Here is a 17,690-nt window from a genome sequence, read left to right as displayed (position 1 = left end):
GGTGGTCGGCGCCTCCAGGGGCATCTCCGCGACGACCACCGGGGCAGGCAATGTCGCCATCACGGCCGGCACCACCACGGCGGCGGACGGCGCGGGGATCTTCGTCTCTGCCGGGGCGGGCACGGTGCAGGTCCGCGCGACCGGCACCATCACCTCCAGCGGTGCAGGCAACGCGGGCATCGACCTGAGCGGCAACGGTGCCGGCAACCTCGTCACGGTAGCCACCGGGCAACGGGTGCAGGGCGCGGTCGGCCTGCGCCTGTCCGGCAGTGGCACGACGCAGCTGGCGAATGCCGGGACCATCGCCGCCGCCAGCGCCGGTGGGAACGCGATCGAGGTCAATTCCGGTACCCTCGCGATCGGCACGACGCCGGGCAACCTCGTCGGCTCGGTGGCGATCGGGGCTGCGGGCGCGCTGGTCGTGAACGGCACCAGCAACTTTACGCTCGCCAACACGCTGACGGGCACGGGCGTCTTCACGCAGGCGGGCACTGGGTTGCTGCGGCTGACGGGGACGAACGGCGCGACGACGGGGCAGTTCACCGGCACCGCCAACGTCAATGCCGGCATCCTGGCCATTGACGGCGTGTTCGGCGACACCGCGGCCAACACCGCGACGCTCAACGTCAACGCCGGTGGCACGCTACATGGTTCGGGCAGCTTCGCGGGCTCGGTCACGGTCAATACGGGCGGCATCGTGTCGGCGGGCAACTCGCCCGGCGCCCTGACCGTCGCGGGCAACTACACGCTGACGGGAGGGGCCGCGTCGCTGTTCGAGCTCGGCACGCCGGGCGTCGTCGGCGGCGCGACCAACGATCTGGTCACGGTCGGCGGCAACCTGACGCTCGGCGGCACGCTCAGCCTCGTCGACAGCGCCGATGCGACGGCCTCGCCGGTCGCGGGCAGCTATCGCCTGTTCGACTATGGCGGGGCGCTCGCCGGCAGCTTCGCGGCGATCACGTCGCCCACCGCGCAGACCTACCATGTCTTCACCGACATTCCGGGGCAGGTGAACCTGCTCGTGTCCAATGGCGGTCAGGCGCTGCAATTCTGGGACGGGACCGACACGACCGGCGCCGGGCCGGGCGGCCAGGGGGGGCACCGCCACCTGGAATGCCGGCAGCACCAACTGGACCGGCGGTCCGGCCAGCGTCGTCAATACCGGATGGCAGTCGGGCGTCGGCATCTTCGGCGGCACGGCGGGCACCGTCACGCTGGCCGGCGCGCCCGACATGCAGGGGCTGCAGTTCACGGTCGATGGCTATCGCCTGACCGGCGGCAGCCTCAACCTGACCGGCGACCCGTTCTCGACCCCCGGGCAGAGCTTCGTCAACATCGACGGCGGTGCCGGCGCGACCATCGACAGCGCATTGACCAGCTCCGGCGGCAGCTTCGGACTGAACAAGATCGGCGCGGGCACGCTCACGCTGACCGGCGCCAACAGCTACGACGGCGCGACCAGCGTCACCGCGGGCACGCTGGTGCTGGGGACCGGGGGCTCGCTCGTCTCGACCGTCTCGGTCGCCAGCGGCGCGACCTTCCGGAACGCCGGGACGCTGGCGGCGGCGCTAACCAACGCCGGCACCGCCAGCAACACCGGCACCATCAGCGGTCCGGTGTCGAACAGCGGCAGCTTCACCACCTCGGGCATCCTCACCGGCGGGCTGACCAACGGCGGCACGGTCATCGTGTCGGGCGGACAGCTCGACGGCTCGGTCGTCAACCAGGCGGGCAGCCTGACCATCACCGGCTCCGTCACCGGCAATGCCACGCTGGCCAACGCCGCCGCTGCCGCCGTCGCGGTCACGAATACCGGCAATTACCGACTGGCCGGGCTGTTCGACAATGCCGGCAGCCTGACCAACGCCGGCTCCTTCGTGGGCGACGTGACCAACGCGGCCGAGGCGACCGTGACCAACACCGGGACGTTGGCGACCGCCAGCCAGGCTTTCCGCAATGCCGGGCTGCTCGTCTCGACCGGCACGCTCGCCGGTGGCCTCGCCAACACCGGCACCGCGCAGCTTTCCGGCACCCTGACCGGCGATGTCGCCAATACCGGCAGCCTGTCAGTCACCGGGCCCGTCACCGGCATCGGCACGCTGACCAACGACGGGCTCGCCGATCTTGGCGGCACGACCCTCAGCGTCGGTGCGCTGGCGGGCAGCAGCAGCGGCGCGGTACTGCGCAACGGCCACATCGTGGTCGGATCGGCCGACACCACCACCATCTATGCCGGCACCATCGTCGATGGCTCCAATACCACCAGCCTTGCCAAGGTCGGCACCGGAACGCTCATCCTCTCCGGCAACAACAGCTACTCCGGCGGCACCACCGTCGATGCCGGCACGCTGCAGATCGGTAATGGCGGTGCCATCGGCTGGGTCGACGGCACGATCGCCACCAACGCGGCGCTGGTCTTCAACCGCTCGGACGCTGTCACCTTCGCCAATACGATCAGCGGCGCTGGCACCTTCACGCAGGCGGGTGCGGGATTGCTGCGGCTGACGGGGACGAACGGCGCGACGGCGGGGCAGTTCACCGGCACCGCCAACGTCAATGCCGGCATCCTGGCCATTGACGGCGTGTTCGGCGACACCGCGGCCAACACCGCCACGCTCAACGTCAACGCCGGTGGCACGCTACATGGTTCGGGCAGCTTCGCGGGCTCGGTCACGGTCAATACGGGCGGCATCGTGTCGGCGGGCAACTCGCCCGGCGCCCTGACCGTCGCGGGCAACTACACGCTGACGGGAGGGGCCACGTCGCTGTTCGAGCTCGGCACGCCGGGCGTGGTGGGCGGGTCGACCAACGATCTGGTCACGGTCGGCGGCAACCTCACGCTCGGCGGCACCCTCAGCCTCGTCAACAGCGCCAATGCGGCGGCCTCCCCGGTCGCGGGCAGCTATCGCCTGTTCGACTATGGCGGTGCGCTCGGTGGTGCCTTCGCGACGATCACCTCGCCGACCGCGCAGACCTACCATGTCTTCACCGACATTCCGGGACAGGTGAACCTGCTCGTCTCCAATGGCGGGCAGGCGCTGCAATTCTGGGACGGCACCGACACGACCGGCGCCGGGCCGGGCGGCCAGGGGGGCACCGCCACCTGGAATGCCGGCAACACCAACTGGACCGGCGGTCCGGCCAGCGTCGTCAATACCGGATGGCAGTCGGGCGTCGGCATCTTCGGCGGCACGGCGGGCACCGTCACGCTGGCCGGCACGCCCGACATGCAGGGGCTGCAGTTCACGGTCGATGGCTATCGCCTGACCGGCGGCAGCCTCAACCTGACCGGCGACCCGTTCTCGACCCCCGGGCAGAGCTTCGTCAACGTCGACGGCGGTGTCGGCGCGACGATCGACAGCGCCCTGACCAGCACCGGCGGCAGCTTCGGGCTGAACAAGATCGGCGCGGGCACGCTGACGCTGACCGGCGCCAACAGCTACGACGGCGCGACCAGCGTCACCGCGGGCACGCTGGTGCTGGGGACCGGGGGCTCGCTCGTCTCGACCGTCTCGGTCGCCGGCGGCGCGACCTTCCGGAATGCCGGGACGCTGGCGGCGGCGCTGACCAACGCCGGCACCGCCAGCAACACCGGCACCATCAGCGGTCCGGTGTCGAACAGCGGCAGCTTCACCACCTCGGGCATCCTCACCGGCGGGTTGACCAACGGCGGCACGGTCATCGTGTCGGGCGGACAGATCGACGGCGCGGTCGTCAACCAGGCGGGCAGCCTGACCATCACCGGCTCCGCCACCGGCAATGCCACGCTGGCCAACACCGCCGCTGCCGCCGTCGCGGTGACGGATACGGGCAGTTATCGACTGGCCGGGCTGTTCGACAATGCCGGCAGCCTGACCAACGCGGGCTCCTTCCTGGGCGACGTGACCAACGCGGCCGGGGCGACCGTGACCAACACCGGGACGTTGGCGACCGCCAGCCAGGCTTTCCGCAATGCCGGGCTGCTCGTCTCGACCGGCACGCTCGCCGGTGGCCTCGCCAACACCGGCACCGCGCAGCTTTCCGGCACCCTGACCGGCGATGTCGCCAATACCGGCAGCCTGTCCGTCACCGGGCCCGTCACCGGCATCGGCACGCTGACCAACGACGGGCTCGTCGATCTTGGCGGCACGACCCTCAGCGTCGGTGCGCTGGCGGGCAGCAGCAGCGGCGCGGTGCTGCGCAACGGCCACATCGTGATCGGATCGGCCGACACCACCACCGTCTATGCCGGCACCATCGTCGATGGCTCCAATACCACCAGCCTTGCCAAGGTCGGCACCGGAACGCTCATCCTCTCCGGCAACAACAGCTACTCCGGCGGCACCACCGTCGATGCCGGCACGCTGCATGTCACCGGCACGCTCGCCTCGAACGTATCGGTCGCACGCGGCGCGACGCTCAGCGGCACGGGAAGCGTCGGTGGCCTCGTCGTGGCGGCGGGCGCCTCCGTGGCACCGGGAACGAACGGGACGATCGGCGCGCTGTCGGTGAAGGGCGATTTGCTGTTCGCCGCAGGGTCGTTCTACCGGATAGACGACAATGCGGCCGGAGCCTCCGACCGCCTGCTGTCCTCCGGCGTCGCCACGCTTCAGGGCGGCACCGTGATGGTGAATGCCGACACCGGGGTGTATGCGCCCCGGACACGCTATACGATCCTCACGGCGGCGGGCGGAGTGGCGGGGCAGTTCGCCGACGTGACCGCAAATTTCGCCTTTCTGACGCCGAACCTCTCGTATGACGCGAACAATGCCTTTCTGACGCTCTCGCGCAACGATGTGCAGTTCAGCACCGTCGCGTCGACGCCCAACCAGCGTGCCGCAGGCGTGGCGTCGCAATCGTTGGGCGTCGGCGGCACGTTGTACGACGCGATCGTCACCCTTTCCGCCGATCAGGGACGGCGGGCCTTCGACATGCTGTCGGGCGAAGTCCACGCCAGCGCCGTGAACGCCCGCTATGAAACCGCCCATATCGTGCGTGAGGCCATTCTGGACCGCTTGCGCTATGGTGAGATCGGCAGCAGCGAGGGTGGCGCTGGCGCATCTGCGCAGAGCGTCAGGCCGCGCCGCTCGGCGATCTGGGGGCAAGGCTTCGGCACATTCGGCACGACCGGCAGCGACAACAACGCCGCACGCTTGCGGCAGCAGCACAGCGGGCTGCTGCTCGGCATCGATACCCTGGCCGGCTCGACATGGCGGCTGGGCATCGCGGGCGGCTACACCCATAGCTCACTCGACATAGCGGACCGCAATTCCGATGCGTCGATCGACGGCGTCTTCGGCGGCGCCTATGCTGGCACCACGTTCGGCGCGACACAGCTACGGCTTGGCGTCAGCTATAGCGATGCGAACCTCAGGACGAAGCGGATACCGTCCTTCCCGACGCTCAGCGACACCGCATCGTCCCGTTATGGCGGCGATCTCGGACAGGCGTTCGGCGAGGCCGGCTACCTGATCCGATCCGCGACCGGCTATGTCGAGCCGTTCATCGGCGGCGCGGTGCTGCACATGACGCGTAAAGGTTTCGCGGAACGCGGCGGCGCATCGGCACTGACGGCAAATTCTTCGGCCTATGACATCGCCACTTCGACCGTGGGTATGCAGGTCCAGGATCGCCCCCGTGCCCTGCTGGGCACCGAAACGCCGCTGCTGCTGCGCGGGCTTCTCGCCTATCGCCACGCCTATGGCGACGTGCATCCCTCGGCACTGGTTCGTTTCGCCGAAGCTGATCAAGGCTTCACCGTAGCCGGTGTACCGATCGCCCGGGATGCGATGGTGGCACAGGGCGGGATCGACTGGCGGGTATCCCCGGCGACCACCCTGTCGCTCGCCTATACCGGTCAGGTGGGCAGCCAGCGTACGCAGGATCATGGCGTGAAGGTGAACTTCCTCCATCGCTGGTAACGGGAGCGTGTTCTGCCCTCCTTCCCAAGGTGATGACGATGCCGCAGCGGGATGTCGATCCCGTTGCGGCATGGGCGAAGGCTATAATAGCGCTTCTATAGGTGTGCGGCTGTTTCCCCCATCTCGAACCGTACCGCACGTTGCCGTTCGCGCCCGAAACATCCAAAGCACATCCCGTGATTATCGACCTTGCTCATCGGCTTTGAGCCCGGCATCTCGACCAGAATTTCCCAATGATCCGAGTGCCCATCGCTTTCACCTCGGGCGCGCCACCGCCGTCGATCAGGCATAGGCATAGACCCCACCGGCCTTCAGCGCGGCCTGATAGGCGGGGCGGGCGTGGATGCGGTCCAGCCAGGCCATTGTGCGGGGGCGGGTCGCGTCGAGGCCGGCGCGGCTGCGCGCGGCTTCGAGGGGGAAGCTCATCATGATGTCGGCGGCGGTCAGCGCTTCGCCGGCGAACCATGGGTTCGCGGTCAGGTGCGATTCGACATAGTCGAGATGGACGTCGATCATCGGCTGGATCTTCTTCTGCGCCGCCTTGCCCAGCAGGGGGACGCGGCCGAGTACCAGCTTCACTAGGAGCGGCGGCATCAGCGAGCCTTCGGCATAATGGAGGAAGTGACGGTAATGGAGCGCGGCACGGCGGTGTGCGGGTAATCCCAGCCGGCCATCGGCCTTCTCGACCAGATATTCGACGATCGCACCGGTTTCGGCGACGACCAGCGGCCCGCCGGTCGCGGCGGCGCTATCGTCCTCGATCACCGGGGATTTGCCCAGGGGATGGATGCGGCGCAGTTCAGGGGGCGCCAACATCGTCGCCTTGTTCCGTTCGTAGCGCTTCACTTCATAGGGAAGCCCCAGTTCCTCAAGCAGCCAGAGGACGCGTTGCGAGCGGGAGTTTTCAAGGTGGTGGACGACGATCATCGGAACATCCCTGTGTGCGGTCAGCGGCTTGGCCGAATCAATGCGGCAGGCCGAACGAGGTTGCACGAGGACGTTACCGGATCGGTGGAAGTTGACGAAGGTTACACGGAACGGACATTGGACGGGTCCGGATCGGCGACGAAAAATCGTCTTCGATCAACCGGTAAGCGATAAGCGAACAAGGATCGGGCGGCACCTTGGCCGCCCGATAGTGTCACCGATCACAGATCGTCGTCGTCGTCCTCGGCGTCGGGACCGGTCATCATCTCTTCCGCGACCTTTTCGGTGCGCTGGCGGATCGATGCTTCGAGCTTGTCGCGCAGTTCGGGATGTTCGGTCAGGAAGGTCTTGGCATTCTCCCGCCCCTGCCCGATCCGCACGCTGTCATAGCTGAACCACGCGCCCGATTTCTCGACCAGCCCGGCCTTGACGCCCAGATCGAGGATCTCGCCGATCTTCGAAATGCCCTGCCCGTACATGATGTCGAATTCGACCTGCTTGAACGGCGGGGCGACCTTGTTCTTCACCACCTTCACCCGGGTGGCGTTGCCGATGATCTCGTCACGGTCCTTGATCTGGCCGGTGCGGCGGATGTCGAGACGGACCGAGGCGTAGAATTTCAGCGCGTTGCCGCCGGTCGTCGTTTCCGGATTGCCGTACATCACGCCGATCTTCATGCGCAGCTGGTTGATGAAGATCACCATGCAGCGCGAGCGGCTGATCGAGCCGGTCAGCTTGCGCAAGGACTGCGACATCAGACGCGCCTGCAGGCCGACATGGCTGTCGCCCATCTCGCCCTCGATCTCCGCACGCGGCACGAGAGCGGCGACCGAATCCACCACCAGCACGTCGATCGCGTTCGAGCGGACCAGCGTGTCGGTGATCTCCAGCGCCTGTTCGCCGGTATCGGGCTGCGACACGATCAGTTCGTCGATGTTGACGCCCAGCTTCTTCGCATAGACCGGATCGAGCGCGTGTTCGGCGTCGACGAACGCGGCGGTGCCGCCATTCTTCTGCGCCTCGGCGATCACGTGCAGCGCGAGCGTGGTCTTGCCCGAGCTTTCCGGCCCGTACACTTCGATCACGCGCCCGCGCGGCAGGCCGCCGACACCAAGCGCGATGTCGAGGCCGAGCGACCCGGTCGAGATCGCCTCGACCTGCATCGCTTCCTTCTGGCCCAGCTTCATCGCCGAACCCTTGCCGAACGCACGGTCGATCTGCGCCAGCGCAGCGTCGAGCGCCTTTTGCCGTTCGCCCGCCGCCTTGTCGTTTGCCGCCGCCATCTTGCTATCGACCGCCTTCAGATTTGCCGCCATGTCCAGCCTTTCGCGTAGAGCAACCGCGTCGAGGGTTCAACGCGCCTTGTTGGATTTCCATGTATTCGTTTTGTTCCCATTCCGCAAGTGCTGCGTGCGCCGCTCCGGCAAGATCATGCGCTCCCGGTACCGCGTTCCACCTTCCGTTAACCGGGCGCGGATAGGCGTGGCGACGGAGCGAGGCAGCGAAAGGACGCAGGCGTGTTCAGTGTCACCGTCGATCTGGAACATGGCGTGTTCGAGACCGCGATGACCGGTCTGTGGACGATCGATACGATGGAGGAGTTCGGCCGGGCGGTCGAGCATGCGATCCACCGAATCCGCGCGACGGGCCGCGCGCCGCTCAGCCTGTGCAACTATAGCGGCGCGATGGTTCAGACGCAGGAAGTCATGGCCGCCTTTGCCGCGATGATGGAGAACCCGGCCGTCCGGTCGAAGCGGGTGGCGGTCTATACCGATGGCGCGCTGACCAGACTGCAGGCGAAGCGCGCCACGGACGAACATGAAGAGTTCCGCTTCTTCACCGACCGGGCCGAGGCGCTGAAATGGTTGCTGACGGCCGACCGGACGACGATGCAGGACTGACCACTGCCGATCGCAGTCCAAGCGGATGTCCGCACGGCCACCCCGATCGGCCGGCGGGCATCGGCCGGACCGCGTGGGGCGAGACGATCGTCGGGCATACCCCGCACCAGCGCTCGAACCGAACAAATACAAATACTTCGTCAACCATTCAATTGTATCCAAAACCGATGGAACAGAAGGTCGCTCCTATTCTCCGCCCTTCCCTGCCTGTCCTCGCGACCGGCATCGCCTATTATCTTGCCGCTGCCGTCGCGTTGTTCCTGACGCGGGGCGGCATCGGCATCGCGACGCTGTGGCCCGCGAGCGGTATCTTGTTCGCGGCGCTGCTGATCGCGCCGCGGCGACAGGCCGGCTGGCACGTCGCCGCCGCCGCCATCGCCAGCATCGCCGCCAATCTGGGCACCGGAAACGGGTGGTGGATCGCCACTGTCTTCACCGTGGCGAACATGGCCGAATCCGTCCTTGCGGTGTGGTTGCTGCACAAGCGCGCCCGGTGTCGCATTTCGTTCACCGACCTGACCGGGCTGACCTGTTTCTGCATGGCCGCGACCATCGCCACCGCAGGCAGCGCGACGATCGCCGCGATCCTGACCCCCCATCCGACGATGCAGACATGGATCGCATGGTTCACGACCGACCTGCTGGGCATGCTGGTCGTCACGCCGCTGCTGCTGATCGTAGCGGACGCGCTGCGCCGTCCCAAGAACGGCAACCTGCCGGACAAAAGCGTCATGCTGCGGGTGTTCGCAGCGGTGCTGGCCATCACCACGATCGCTTTTGCCCAGCAAAGCTATCCGTTGCTGTTCCTGCCGATGCTGGCGGTGCTGTTCGCGGCATTCCGGCTGGGTCCGATCGGCGCGGCGGGCGGCGTGCTGATCGTCGCGGTCGTCAGTTCGATCGCGCTGGCCCTCGATTCGGACCTGCCCGGGCTGAACCGTGCCGGTGTGCTCCCGCGCGGCATCTTCGTCCAATTCTACCTTGTGTCGCTGTTCGCCGCATCGCTGCCGGTCGCCGCGCTGCTGGCGGCGCGCCGGTCGCTGATGGACCGGCTGGCCGAGAAGATGCGGCTGCTGCAACTGGCAGAAAGTGCCGCGAATGTCGGCCATTGGCGGCTCGACACCGGGACCGGGACGATCAGCTGGTCGGCACAGGTATTCCGCATCCACGGCATCGAGGGCGACGTCCCGCCCGCGCTGGATGCGGCGATCGACGCCTATCATCCCGAGGATCGCGCGCTGGTGTCCGAACGGATCGGCGCGGCGATCGAACGGCGGCACGGCTTCGTCTTCACCGCGCGCATCGTGCGGCCCGATGGGGAAATCCGGCACGTGCTGTCCCGCGGCGAGATCGACGTCCGCGACGATGACGATCCGCCCGCGCTGTTCGGGATCATCCAGGACATTACCGCGCAGGTCGCGCACGAAACCGCATTGCAGGCGGCGCGCATCCGGGCCGAGGAAGCGGCAGCACGCGCCACGATCATGGCCGAGACCGACCAGTTGACCGGCATCGCCAACCGGCGGCGCACCTCGCTGGCGCTCGACGAAGCGGTTCGGGAGGCGCTGCGCCATGGCCGACCAGTATCGGTGGCGATGTTCGACATCGACCATTTCAAGCGGATCAACGACCAGTTCGGCCATCATGGCGGCGACGAAGTGTTGAAGCGTGTCGCCGCCAATGCCGCCGGCCAGTTGCGTGCGACCGATACGCTGGGCCGGTTCGGGGGCGAGGAGTTCGTCATCGTCCTGCCCGATGCGGGTGCCGATGCGGCGGTGGGCGCGGCGGAGCGGGTGCGGTGCGCGATCGAGGCCGGCGGACGGGATCCGCGGGTGACGATCAGCATCGGTGTCGCGCAACTGATGCCCGGCGAAAGCGCCGAGGGGCTGCTGCGCCGGGCGGACGCCGCGCTGTACGTCGCCAAGCGCGCCGGGCGCAACGCATTGCGGCTGGCGGCGTAGCGGCGGGTCGGGCCGGGAGTCTGATCCGGCAAAGCCGGATCGGGCGGCACCGGCCCACTCCCCCACGGGTCCCTGCAAAGTAATACTTTGCAGGGTTAACCCCCACCCGACCACCCACAGCGTATCCTGATTGAGTAGTCGAGCGGGGGAGCGGGCTGGTGCCGCTTCCATCCACGCAGATCAGACTTTACGCCGCGTGGCCGATCTGGCCGTTGTCGGCGTCGAGATCGCGCAGGTCGCGGCCGCGGGTCTCGCGCCCGAACCACGCGACCAGCGCCAGCGACAGCGCGGTGGGGACCATGACCAGCAGCGACGACGATCCCATCGACAGCGCCACGCCGCCGATGGTCAGCCCCTGCGCGATCAGCCCGCCCGCCTTGGTACAGGCGGCGACCCAGCCGGTCGCGCGCCCACGCACCCGCATCGGAAAGCTTTCGGCGGCATAGGGCAGGACGATGGCGATGATGCCGTTGGTGCCGACGATCAGCAGCGCGACCGGCAGCACCGGGCTGCCGCTGCCCGCCAGTTCGAGCTGCAGCACCAGCAACAGCCCGGCGAGCGTCAGCGCAATCATGACCGCGAGCGACCATTTGGTGCTCCACCGGCTGTAGAGAAAGGCGGCAAGGAACACCGTGGGAAAGGCGATTAGCGCGCTTTCGGCGAGCAGGCGGCTCGACACGCCGACCGAATAGCCCTTGGCGACCAGATCGGCGGGCAGCCAGAGCAACAAGCCGAAATTGACCAGGCCCCAGGACAGCGCGCAGATGCTGAGCGCGGCGAGCTTGCCATAGAGTTTGATGCCGGTCAGCGCGGTCGCGCGCGGGCCAGTGATGCGGACGGGCGCGCGGCTGGCCTTCGCACCGAAGCGGCGCATCACCGCCTCCGCCTCCTGCACCCGGCCGCGCGCGAGCAGGAATTTGGCCGATTCGGGAATGAGCGCGCCGAGCAGCACCAGCGTCAGCCCGGTCGGCAGGTTGGCGAGCCACAGGATGCGCCAGCCGAAGATCGGTTGCAGGATCGCCGAAATGCCGCTGGCCGCGAAATAGCCGCCGACCGCGCCGAGGCCGCCGACCAGCACGAGACTCCAGCCGCGATGGCGGTTGGGCATCATCTCGGCGAGCAGCGCATAGGTGACCGGCAGCATGCCGCCCGCCGCCGCGCCCATCATGAAGCACATCGCGATGTTCCACGCGAGGCTGGGCATCGCGCCGCAGATCGACGTGCCGACGAACATCACCGCCGACAACAGGATCGACGCCTTTCGCCCATAGACGTCGGCGATCCAGCCCCACAGCACCGATCCGGTCACGGTACCGGCCAGCGCGAAGAACGGCACCAGCGACACGGTGCGCTTGGGCACGCCATATTCGGAAATCATGCCGGGCACGGTGAAGCCCAGCGAGGCGGGCTTCATCACGTCGATGACCAGCGCCACGACCAGCACCGCCATCAGCCCCCAATGGGCGAGGCCGAGTTCGGCATCCTCGGGCGCGGCGACGACGATGTCGGCGGCGGCGGCGCGCTGTGCGGCGAGGTCGCGGGGGAGCAGGCCATAGGCGGCGACCAGCGTGCCGAGCACGATCAACGCCATCCCGCCCAGCATCGAGCCGTCCATCGGCATACCCGCCAGATGATAGCCCATCGACCGTGCCATCGCGAACATCGGCAGATGCGCGACGACGCCGATCGTCACCGCGACACAGCCGAGCACGAACGCCCAGACGGCCTGCCGGTCGGATAATGTCGACTTGATCGAACCCATGCGCCTCTCCCGTGGCGGGGTTAGCGGGTACGGGCGGTGCGGTGAAGCGGTTATGTCGGCCGGGCGTTGCGGATATCCGCGCGCATCAGCCCAGTTCGTTCAGCACCTTCTCGACCGCGTCCATCGTGAATGGCTTCGACAGGACGGGGCGGTCGCGGTGGCCGGGTTCGATCATGTCGCCCGATCCGCCGGTCGCGAGCACGAAGGGAATGCCCGCCGCCGCCAGCTTGTCGGCGACCGGCCAGCTCTTTTCACCGGCGCGCAGATGGACGTCGAGAATGGCCGCATCGATGCCGCCCTGATCGACGGCAGCCATCGCCGAAGCGACGCTGTCGGCGGTGCCGGTGACGGTTCGCCCCAGCAGGTCGAGGAAATCCTCGAGCATCATGGCGATCAGGGGTTCGTCCTCAACAACGAGGATACGCGCGGGCGAAGTCATACCCGGCGGTCCTTAGCGGTCAAAGCAGGAACACCGCAACAGGATTCGGCGGCGGCTCAGGTCTTTGCCAAGGCGTCGCGCGCCGCCGTGGCCAGTTGCTGGACCGAAAACGGCTTGGGCAGGAACGAAACTTGATCCAGATCAATCGACCGGCGCAACTGCTCTTCGGCATATCCGGACATGAACAGGATCGGCAAGGTCGGATAGACTTTGCGTACGTGGCCGACCATCGTCGGGCCGTCCATGGTCGGCATCACCACGTCCGAGATCAACAGGTCGATATGCGGGCGGTCGGCAAGCAACTCCAATGCCGCCTCGCCATTCTCGGCGGTCATCACCGTATAGCCCTGCCGCGTCAGCGCGCGTTCGGCGATGGCGCGGACCATATCCTCGTCCTCGACCAGCAGGATCGTGCCCGATCCCCATGCCGGTGCGGTAGGTTCGGTCTTGAGCTTCGGATTGGTGCCGATGCGCGGCGGCTCCGCGGCGGCGGCATGGACCGGCAGATGGATGACGAAGGTCGCGCCGCGACCGGCGCGCGATTCGGCGAAGATATAGCCGCCGGACTGCTTGATGATGCCATAGACGGTCGACAGGCCGAGGCCGGTCCCCTTCCCGACTTCCTTGGTAGTGAAAAAGGGTTCGAAGATCTTGGGCAGGATTTCGGGCGGGATGCCGGTGCCGGTGTCGGAGACCTTGAGCGTCACATAATCGCCGACCGGCAGGACGTCGTCGTCCATCGCGCGGACTTCCTGTGCGCTGGTCGCCAGCGTCTCAATGGTCAGGACGTTGCGGTTGCCGCCCTGCGACAGCATCGCGTCGCGGGCATTGACCGCGAGGTTGACGACGACCTGTTCGAGCTGCCCCGGATCGGCGCGGACCGACCCCAGACCCCGCCCGTGGTTGACGACCAGCTGCACGGTTTCGCCGAGCAGGCGTTTGAGCAGGTTCGAAACCTCGGAAATGACGTCGGGCAGCTGCAACACCTGCGGACGCAATGTCTGCTGGCGCGAGAAGGCGAGGAGCTGGCGGGTCAGGCTGGCGGCGCGGTTCGAGTTGGCGCGGATCTGCTGAATGTCGTCATAGTCGCTGTCGCCGGGCGAATGGCGCATCAGCATCAGGTCGCAATGGCCGATGATCGCGGTCAGGATGTTGTTGAAGTCGTGCGCGACGCCACCGGCGAGCTGGCCGACCGCCTGCATCTTGGTCGCCTGCGCCACCTGCCGCTTGAGCTTGCCCTCCTCGCCCGTATCGCGCAGCGACAGGACGACGGCGGCCTCGCCCAGCCCGCGCGCACCGGCGATCGTCAGCGCGATCGGTTCGTCGGAACGATCGGCCAGCCGGACCGCCATGTCGGCATTGTGCTGCGCGCCCCCGGCGAAACGGCGCACGGCATCGGCCAGTGCCGCCTTGTCCTCGCGCACCACCAGATCGCCCGGATAGAGCGGCGGCGCGACCGGATTGACGCCGGTCGCGCGGATGAAGGCGTCGTTCATGTGCAGGAAGCGCCCGTCGCGATCGACCAGCGCCATGCCGACCGGCAGCAGCGACACCAGCGCCCGCACCTGCCCCGCCGAACCCGGCGCAGCGATCGGCATCAGCCCGACCGGTGCCTCTTCCTCGTCGAGCAGCGCCACCAGCATCGGCCCCGCCGGATCGTCTGTGATCGGCACCTGCACGATCCGCAACGGGTCGCCGCCCAACCCCTCACGCTCGAAACGGACCCGGCCGCGATGGTCGGTGACAAGGAAACGGGCGAAGTCGCGCCCATCGATCGCCGCGTCCTCGTTGCCGACGGCGCGGGCGCGGAACACGCGGTTGGCGGCGCGGATGCGACCATCGGGGGTCAGCAGCGCGAGCATCACCCCCGCCGCGCCCAGCCGGTCGCCAGCGGTGCCGGCGATCATGGTGCGCATCGACACCGCCTCGGCGATGACCTGCCCGCCCTCGAACTGCCAGACGAGCATATTGTCGCCGGCGCGGTAAAGCGTCACGTTGAGCGGGGCGTCGCCCTGCCGCACCGTCGCCTTCGCCTCCCCGTCGCGCCATGCCGATCGCGCGGCGCCGGCGAGCGTATTGGCATCGACCCCGTCGCCGAGCACGCCAGGCGGAGTCGGGTAGCCGCCGAACATCGTCGCGAACCGGTCGTTGGCGCTGACCAGCCGTCCGGCGCGATCGGTCACCGCCAGCGCGTGCGGACAGGTGGCGGCGATGGTCTGCACCAGCGACCAGTCGATACCGGGTTCGATCGGCGCGCGGGTATCGGTCCAGTGCAGCACCGCCTGCGCGACGCCCGCCAGCACCACCGCCGCCGCCGCGAAGCCCGCCGCAACGGGGACGCTGCCGATCATCCAAAGGATGATGGCACCCGCGACGACCCCGGCGGCGAGCGCGGTAATCAACGGCAGTACCGGCGACGGCCCGGCGGAAAATTTCGGCAGCATGGATAGGCTGTTGGGGTGACGGCCTGCGTCCGTCAAGCGTTGTGGGGACCGGGTAGCGGCGAACGGGCAGGGCCTGCCGATGTTTTCGGTTCGTCGCGGGTGTGGTCCACCAAATCGAGGCAAGGATACCTGCGCGGGGTGGAGCGAGCATTTGGCTCGTGCGATCGCCTAGGCGATCGCATCCCCTCTCCCAGCTTCGACCAGGCCTTCGCTTGCGCGAAGACCAAGGCTGCGCATCCCTCTCCCCTGATGGGGAGAGGGATGTCGTGGTTACCAGATGCGGACGCGCTGTTCGGGCGGGAGGAACAGATATTCGCCGGCTGCGGGGGTATAGCCCTTGTACCACGGGTCGAGGTTGCGGACGACCCAGGCGCGCTGTTCGGAGGGGCTGTGCGGGTCGGTCAGCAGCCGCTGGCGCAGATTCGCCTCGCGATAGCTGCGCCGCCACACCTGCGCCCAGCCGAGGTAGAAACGCTGCTCGGGGGTGAAGCCGTCGATCGCCTTCTGCTCGCCCGGATAGGCATGGGTATAGGCGTCCCACGCCGCGGTCAGTCCGGCGAGGTCGGCGATGTTTTCGCCGAGCGTCAGTTCGCCCTTTACGTGCAGCCCGGGCAGCGGCTCATAGGCGTCATATTGCTTGACCAGCGCGGCGGTGCGTTCCTCGAAGCGCTTGACGTCCTCGGCGGTCCACCAGTCGGTGAGACTGCCGTTGACGTCGTATTTGCGGCCCTGATCGTCGAAATGGTGACTGATCTCGTGCCCGATCACCGCGCCGATCGCGCCGTAATTCACCGCCGGGTCGGCGTTGGGATCGAAGAAGGGCGGCTGCAGGATCGCGGCGGGGAACACGATCTCGTTCATGACCGGGTTCGCATAGGCGTTCACGGTCATCGGCGTCATGAACCATTCCCATTTCTGGATCGGCTTGCCGAGATGCTGGACATTGTAGCGCTGCTGCCACTGGTTGGCGCGCAGCATGTTGCCGAACGCGTCGCCCGGCGTGATCGTCAGGTCGCGCATGTCGCGCCACTGGTCGGGATAGCCGATCTTGGGCGTGAAGGCGGCGAGCTTGGCACGCGCCTTCGCCTTGGTCTCGGGGGCCATCCAGTCGAGATTGTCGATGCGGCGGCCCATCGCCTCGGTCACGTTGCGGACCAGTTCGTCGGCCGCCGCCTTGGTCGCTGGCGGGAAATATTTGGCGACATAGGCCTGGCTGACATCGTCGGCGACCGCGTCCGACGTGAAATCGACCGCGCGTTTCCAGCGTTCCTCCTGCTGCGGCGTGCCCGACAGGACGGTGCCGTAGAAGGCGAAATTTTCCTGATCGAACGCGCTGGGCAGCACGCTCGAGAAATTGTCGAGCGAACGCACCAGCATCTGGTCCTTGAGCACCGACAGCGGTGCCGCGCCGATCACTTTCGCCATGCCGGTGAAGGCGGTCGGCTGTGCGACGATCACGTCGGCGGTGTCGGCGCCGAGACCGCGGAAATAGGTGGCGAAGTCGAAGCCCGGCGCGCGGCGCTGCAACTGGGCGACGGTCATCTTGTTATAGGTCTTGTTCGCGTCGCGGCTCTCAATCCGCGTCCAGTGCGCCTTGGCGATCTGCGTTTCGAACGCGACGATCGCGGCGGCGCGGGCGGCGGCGTTCGGCTCGCCCGCCAGCGTCAGCATCTTGGCGAGATGCGCCTGATATGCCTTGCGCTGTTCGACCAGCTTGGCATCGGTCGAGAGATAATAGTCGCGGTCAGGCATGCCGAGACCGGCCTGCGCGGTCTGCAACGCGTAGACGGTCGGCTGCTTGTCATCCGGACCGACATAGGCACCGAACGGCGCGCCGACCCCGGCCTGCGACGCCTTGGCCGCCAGCGCGGCATAGCCGGCCTTCGACTTCAGCCCCTTGATCTCGTTCAGCCATGGCTGGATCGGGGCCAGCCCCTTCGCCTCGATCGCCGCCTGATCGAGATAGGTGGCATAGGCCGTGCCGATCTTCGAGTTGGGATCGTTCTTCGCCGCGTCGAGCAGTTCGCGGGTGCGCGTCTTCGACAGGTCGTCAAGCGCGGTGAACATGCCGTAATTCGACTTGTCGGCCGGGATCGGCGTGATCTTTTCCCAGTTGCCATTGGCGTATTTGTAGAAATTGTCGCCGGGCTTCACCGCGCGGTCCATGCCGGCGACGTCGAAGCCGAAATCGCCGATCTCGGGCTTGGGCGCGGGTGCTGCTTCGGCGGGCGGGGGTGCCGGTACGGCGGCGGTTTCGACGGGAGCGGTCGGCTGCGTCGCGCAAGCGGACAGAGCGGAAGCCGCGAGCAAGGTGGTCAGGACGAAACTACGCCGCATCGGGAAAGCCTCTTCGTATCGG

Annotated in this window: 9 protein-coding genes; 3 read left to right on the top strand and 6 right to left on the bottom strand. The window is 67.5% G+C overall.

From position 1 onward, the window contains the following. The first annotated feature begins 1,370 nt into the window (after positions 1-1,370). Positions 1,371-5,900, top strand: a complete 4,530-nt coding sequence (locus MF607_RS04320) for an autotransporter domain-containing protein (protein WP_242116249.1) — start codon at positions 1,371-1,373, stop codon at positions 5,898-5,900. A gap of 282 nt (positions 5,901-6,182) precedes the next feature. Here MF607_RS04320 and MF607_RS04315 read toward each other — a convergent pair whose 3' ends face one another. Both MF607_RS04315 and recA read right to left on the bottom strand, forming a co-directional pair. Further along, positions 6,183-6,827: a glutathione S-transferase family protein gene (locus MF607_RS04315; RefSeq protein ID WP_242116246.1), complete on the bottom strand. Its 645-nt coding sequence runs from the start codon at positions 6,825-6,827 to the stop codon at positions 6,183-6,185. Between the two features lie 221 nt (positions 6,828-7,048). Next, the gene (gene recA, locus MF607_RS04310) at positions 7,049-8,143 is read right to left on the bottom strand and encodes a recombinase RecA (RefSeq protein ID WP_277925701.1); all 1,095 of its coding nucleotides are present in this window, start codon (positions 8,141-8,143) and stop codon (positions 7,049-7,051) included. Between the two features lie 201 nt (positions 8,144-8,344). On the opposite strand from recA, the gene MF607_RS04305 reads away from it, so the two are divergent. Both MF607_RS04305 and MF607_RS04300 read left to right on the top strand, forming a co-directional pair. Beyond that, positions 8,345-8,728, top strand: coding sequence for an STAS/SEC14 domain-containing protein (locus tag MF607_RS04305; RefSeq protein WP_242116243.1), 384 nt, complete (start codon positions 8,345-8,347; stop codon positions 8,726-8,728). A gap of 167 nt (positions 8,729-8,895) precedes the next feature. Continuing rightward, positions 8,896-10,686, top strand: a complete 1,791-nt coding sequence (locus MF607_RS04300; RefSeq protein ID WP_242116240.1) for a sensor domain-containing diguanylate cyclase — start codon at positions 8,896-8,898, stop codon at positions 10,684-10,686. A gap of 187 nt (positions 10,687-10,873) precedes the next feature. On the opposite strand, the gene MF607_RS04295 is transcribed toward MF607_RS04300, so the two are convergent. The 4 genes from MF607_RS04295 to MF607_RS04280 all read right to left on the bottom strand — a co-directional run bounded on the left by MF607_RS04295 (position 10,874) and on the right by MF607_RS04280 (position 17,668). After that, positions 10,874-12,448 carry an MFS transporter gene (locus MF607_RS04295; RefSeq protein WP_242116235.1) on the bottom strand — a complete coding sequence of 525 codons (1,575 nt, stop codon included), beginning with the start codon at positions 12,446-12,448 and terminating at the stop codon, positions 10,874-10,876. Positions 12,449-12,533: 85 nt separating this feature from the next. Beyond that, a complete protein-coding gene (locus MF607_RS04290) occupies positions 12,534-12,887 on the bottom strand; it encodes a response regulator (RefSeq protein WP_242116233.1) in 354 nt (117 codons plus the stop codon). Positions 12,888-12,943: 56 nt separating this feature from the next. Continuing rightward, the gene (locus MF607_RS04285; RefSeq protein ID WP_242116232.1) at positions 12,944-15,331 is read right to left on the bottom strand and encodes an ATP-binding protein; all 2,388 of its coding nucleotides are present in this window, start codon (positions 15,329-15,331) and stop codon (positions 12,944-12,946) included. Between the two features lie 270 nt (positions 15,332-15,601). Further along, on the bottom strand, positions 15,602-17,668 hold the full coding sequence (locus tag MF607_RS04280) for a M13 family metallopeptidase (protein ID WP_242116229.1): 2,067 nt from the start codon (positions 17,666-17,668) through the stop codon (positions 15,602-15,604). Between the last annotated feature and the right edge of the window lie 22 nt (positions 17,669-17,690).

It is taken from the genome of Sphingomonas lacusdianchii (assembly GCF_022664395.1).
Taxonomy (GTDB): Bacteria; Pseudomonadota; Alphaproteobacteria; order Sphingomonadales; family Sphingomonadaceae; genus Sphingomonas; species Sphingomonas lacusdianchii.
This window is presented reverse-complemented; position numbering and strand designations above follow the sequence as displayed.

Excerpts from the sequence above, each read along its gene's own strand:
- MF607_RS04315 (WP_242116246.1), bottom strand. The coding sequence starts at position 6,827 with ATGATCGTCGTCCACCACCTTGAAAACTCCCGCTCGCAACGCGTCCTC.
- MF607_RS04290 (WP_242116233.1), bottom strand. The coding sequence starts at position 12,887 with ATGACTTCGCCCGCGCGTATCCTCGTTGTTGAGGACGAACCCCTGATC.
- MF607_RS04285 (WP_242116232.1), bottom strand. The coding sequence starts at position 15,331 with ATGCTGCCGAAATTTTCCGCCGGGCCGTCGCCGGTACTGCCGTTGATT.
- MF607_RS04300 (WP_242116240.1), top strand. The coding sequence starts at position 8,896 with ATGGAACAGAAGGTCGCTCCTATTCTCCGCCCTTCCCTGCCTGTCCTC.
- MF607_RS04295 (WP_242116235.1), bottom strand. The coding sequence starts at position 12,448 with ATGGGTTCGATCAAGTCGACATTATCCGACCGGCAGGCCGTCTGGGCG.
- MF607_RS04280 (WP_242116229.1), bottom strand. The coding sequence starts at position 17,668 with ATGCGGCGTAGTTTCGTCCTGACCACCTTGCTCGCGGCTTCCGCTCTG.
- recA (WP_277925701.1), bottom strand. The coding sequence starts at position 8,143 with ATGGCGGCAAATCTGAAGGCGGTCGATAGCAAGATGGCGGCGGCAAAC.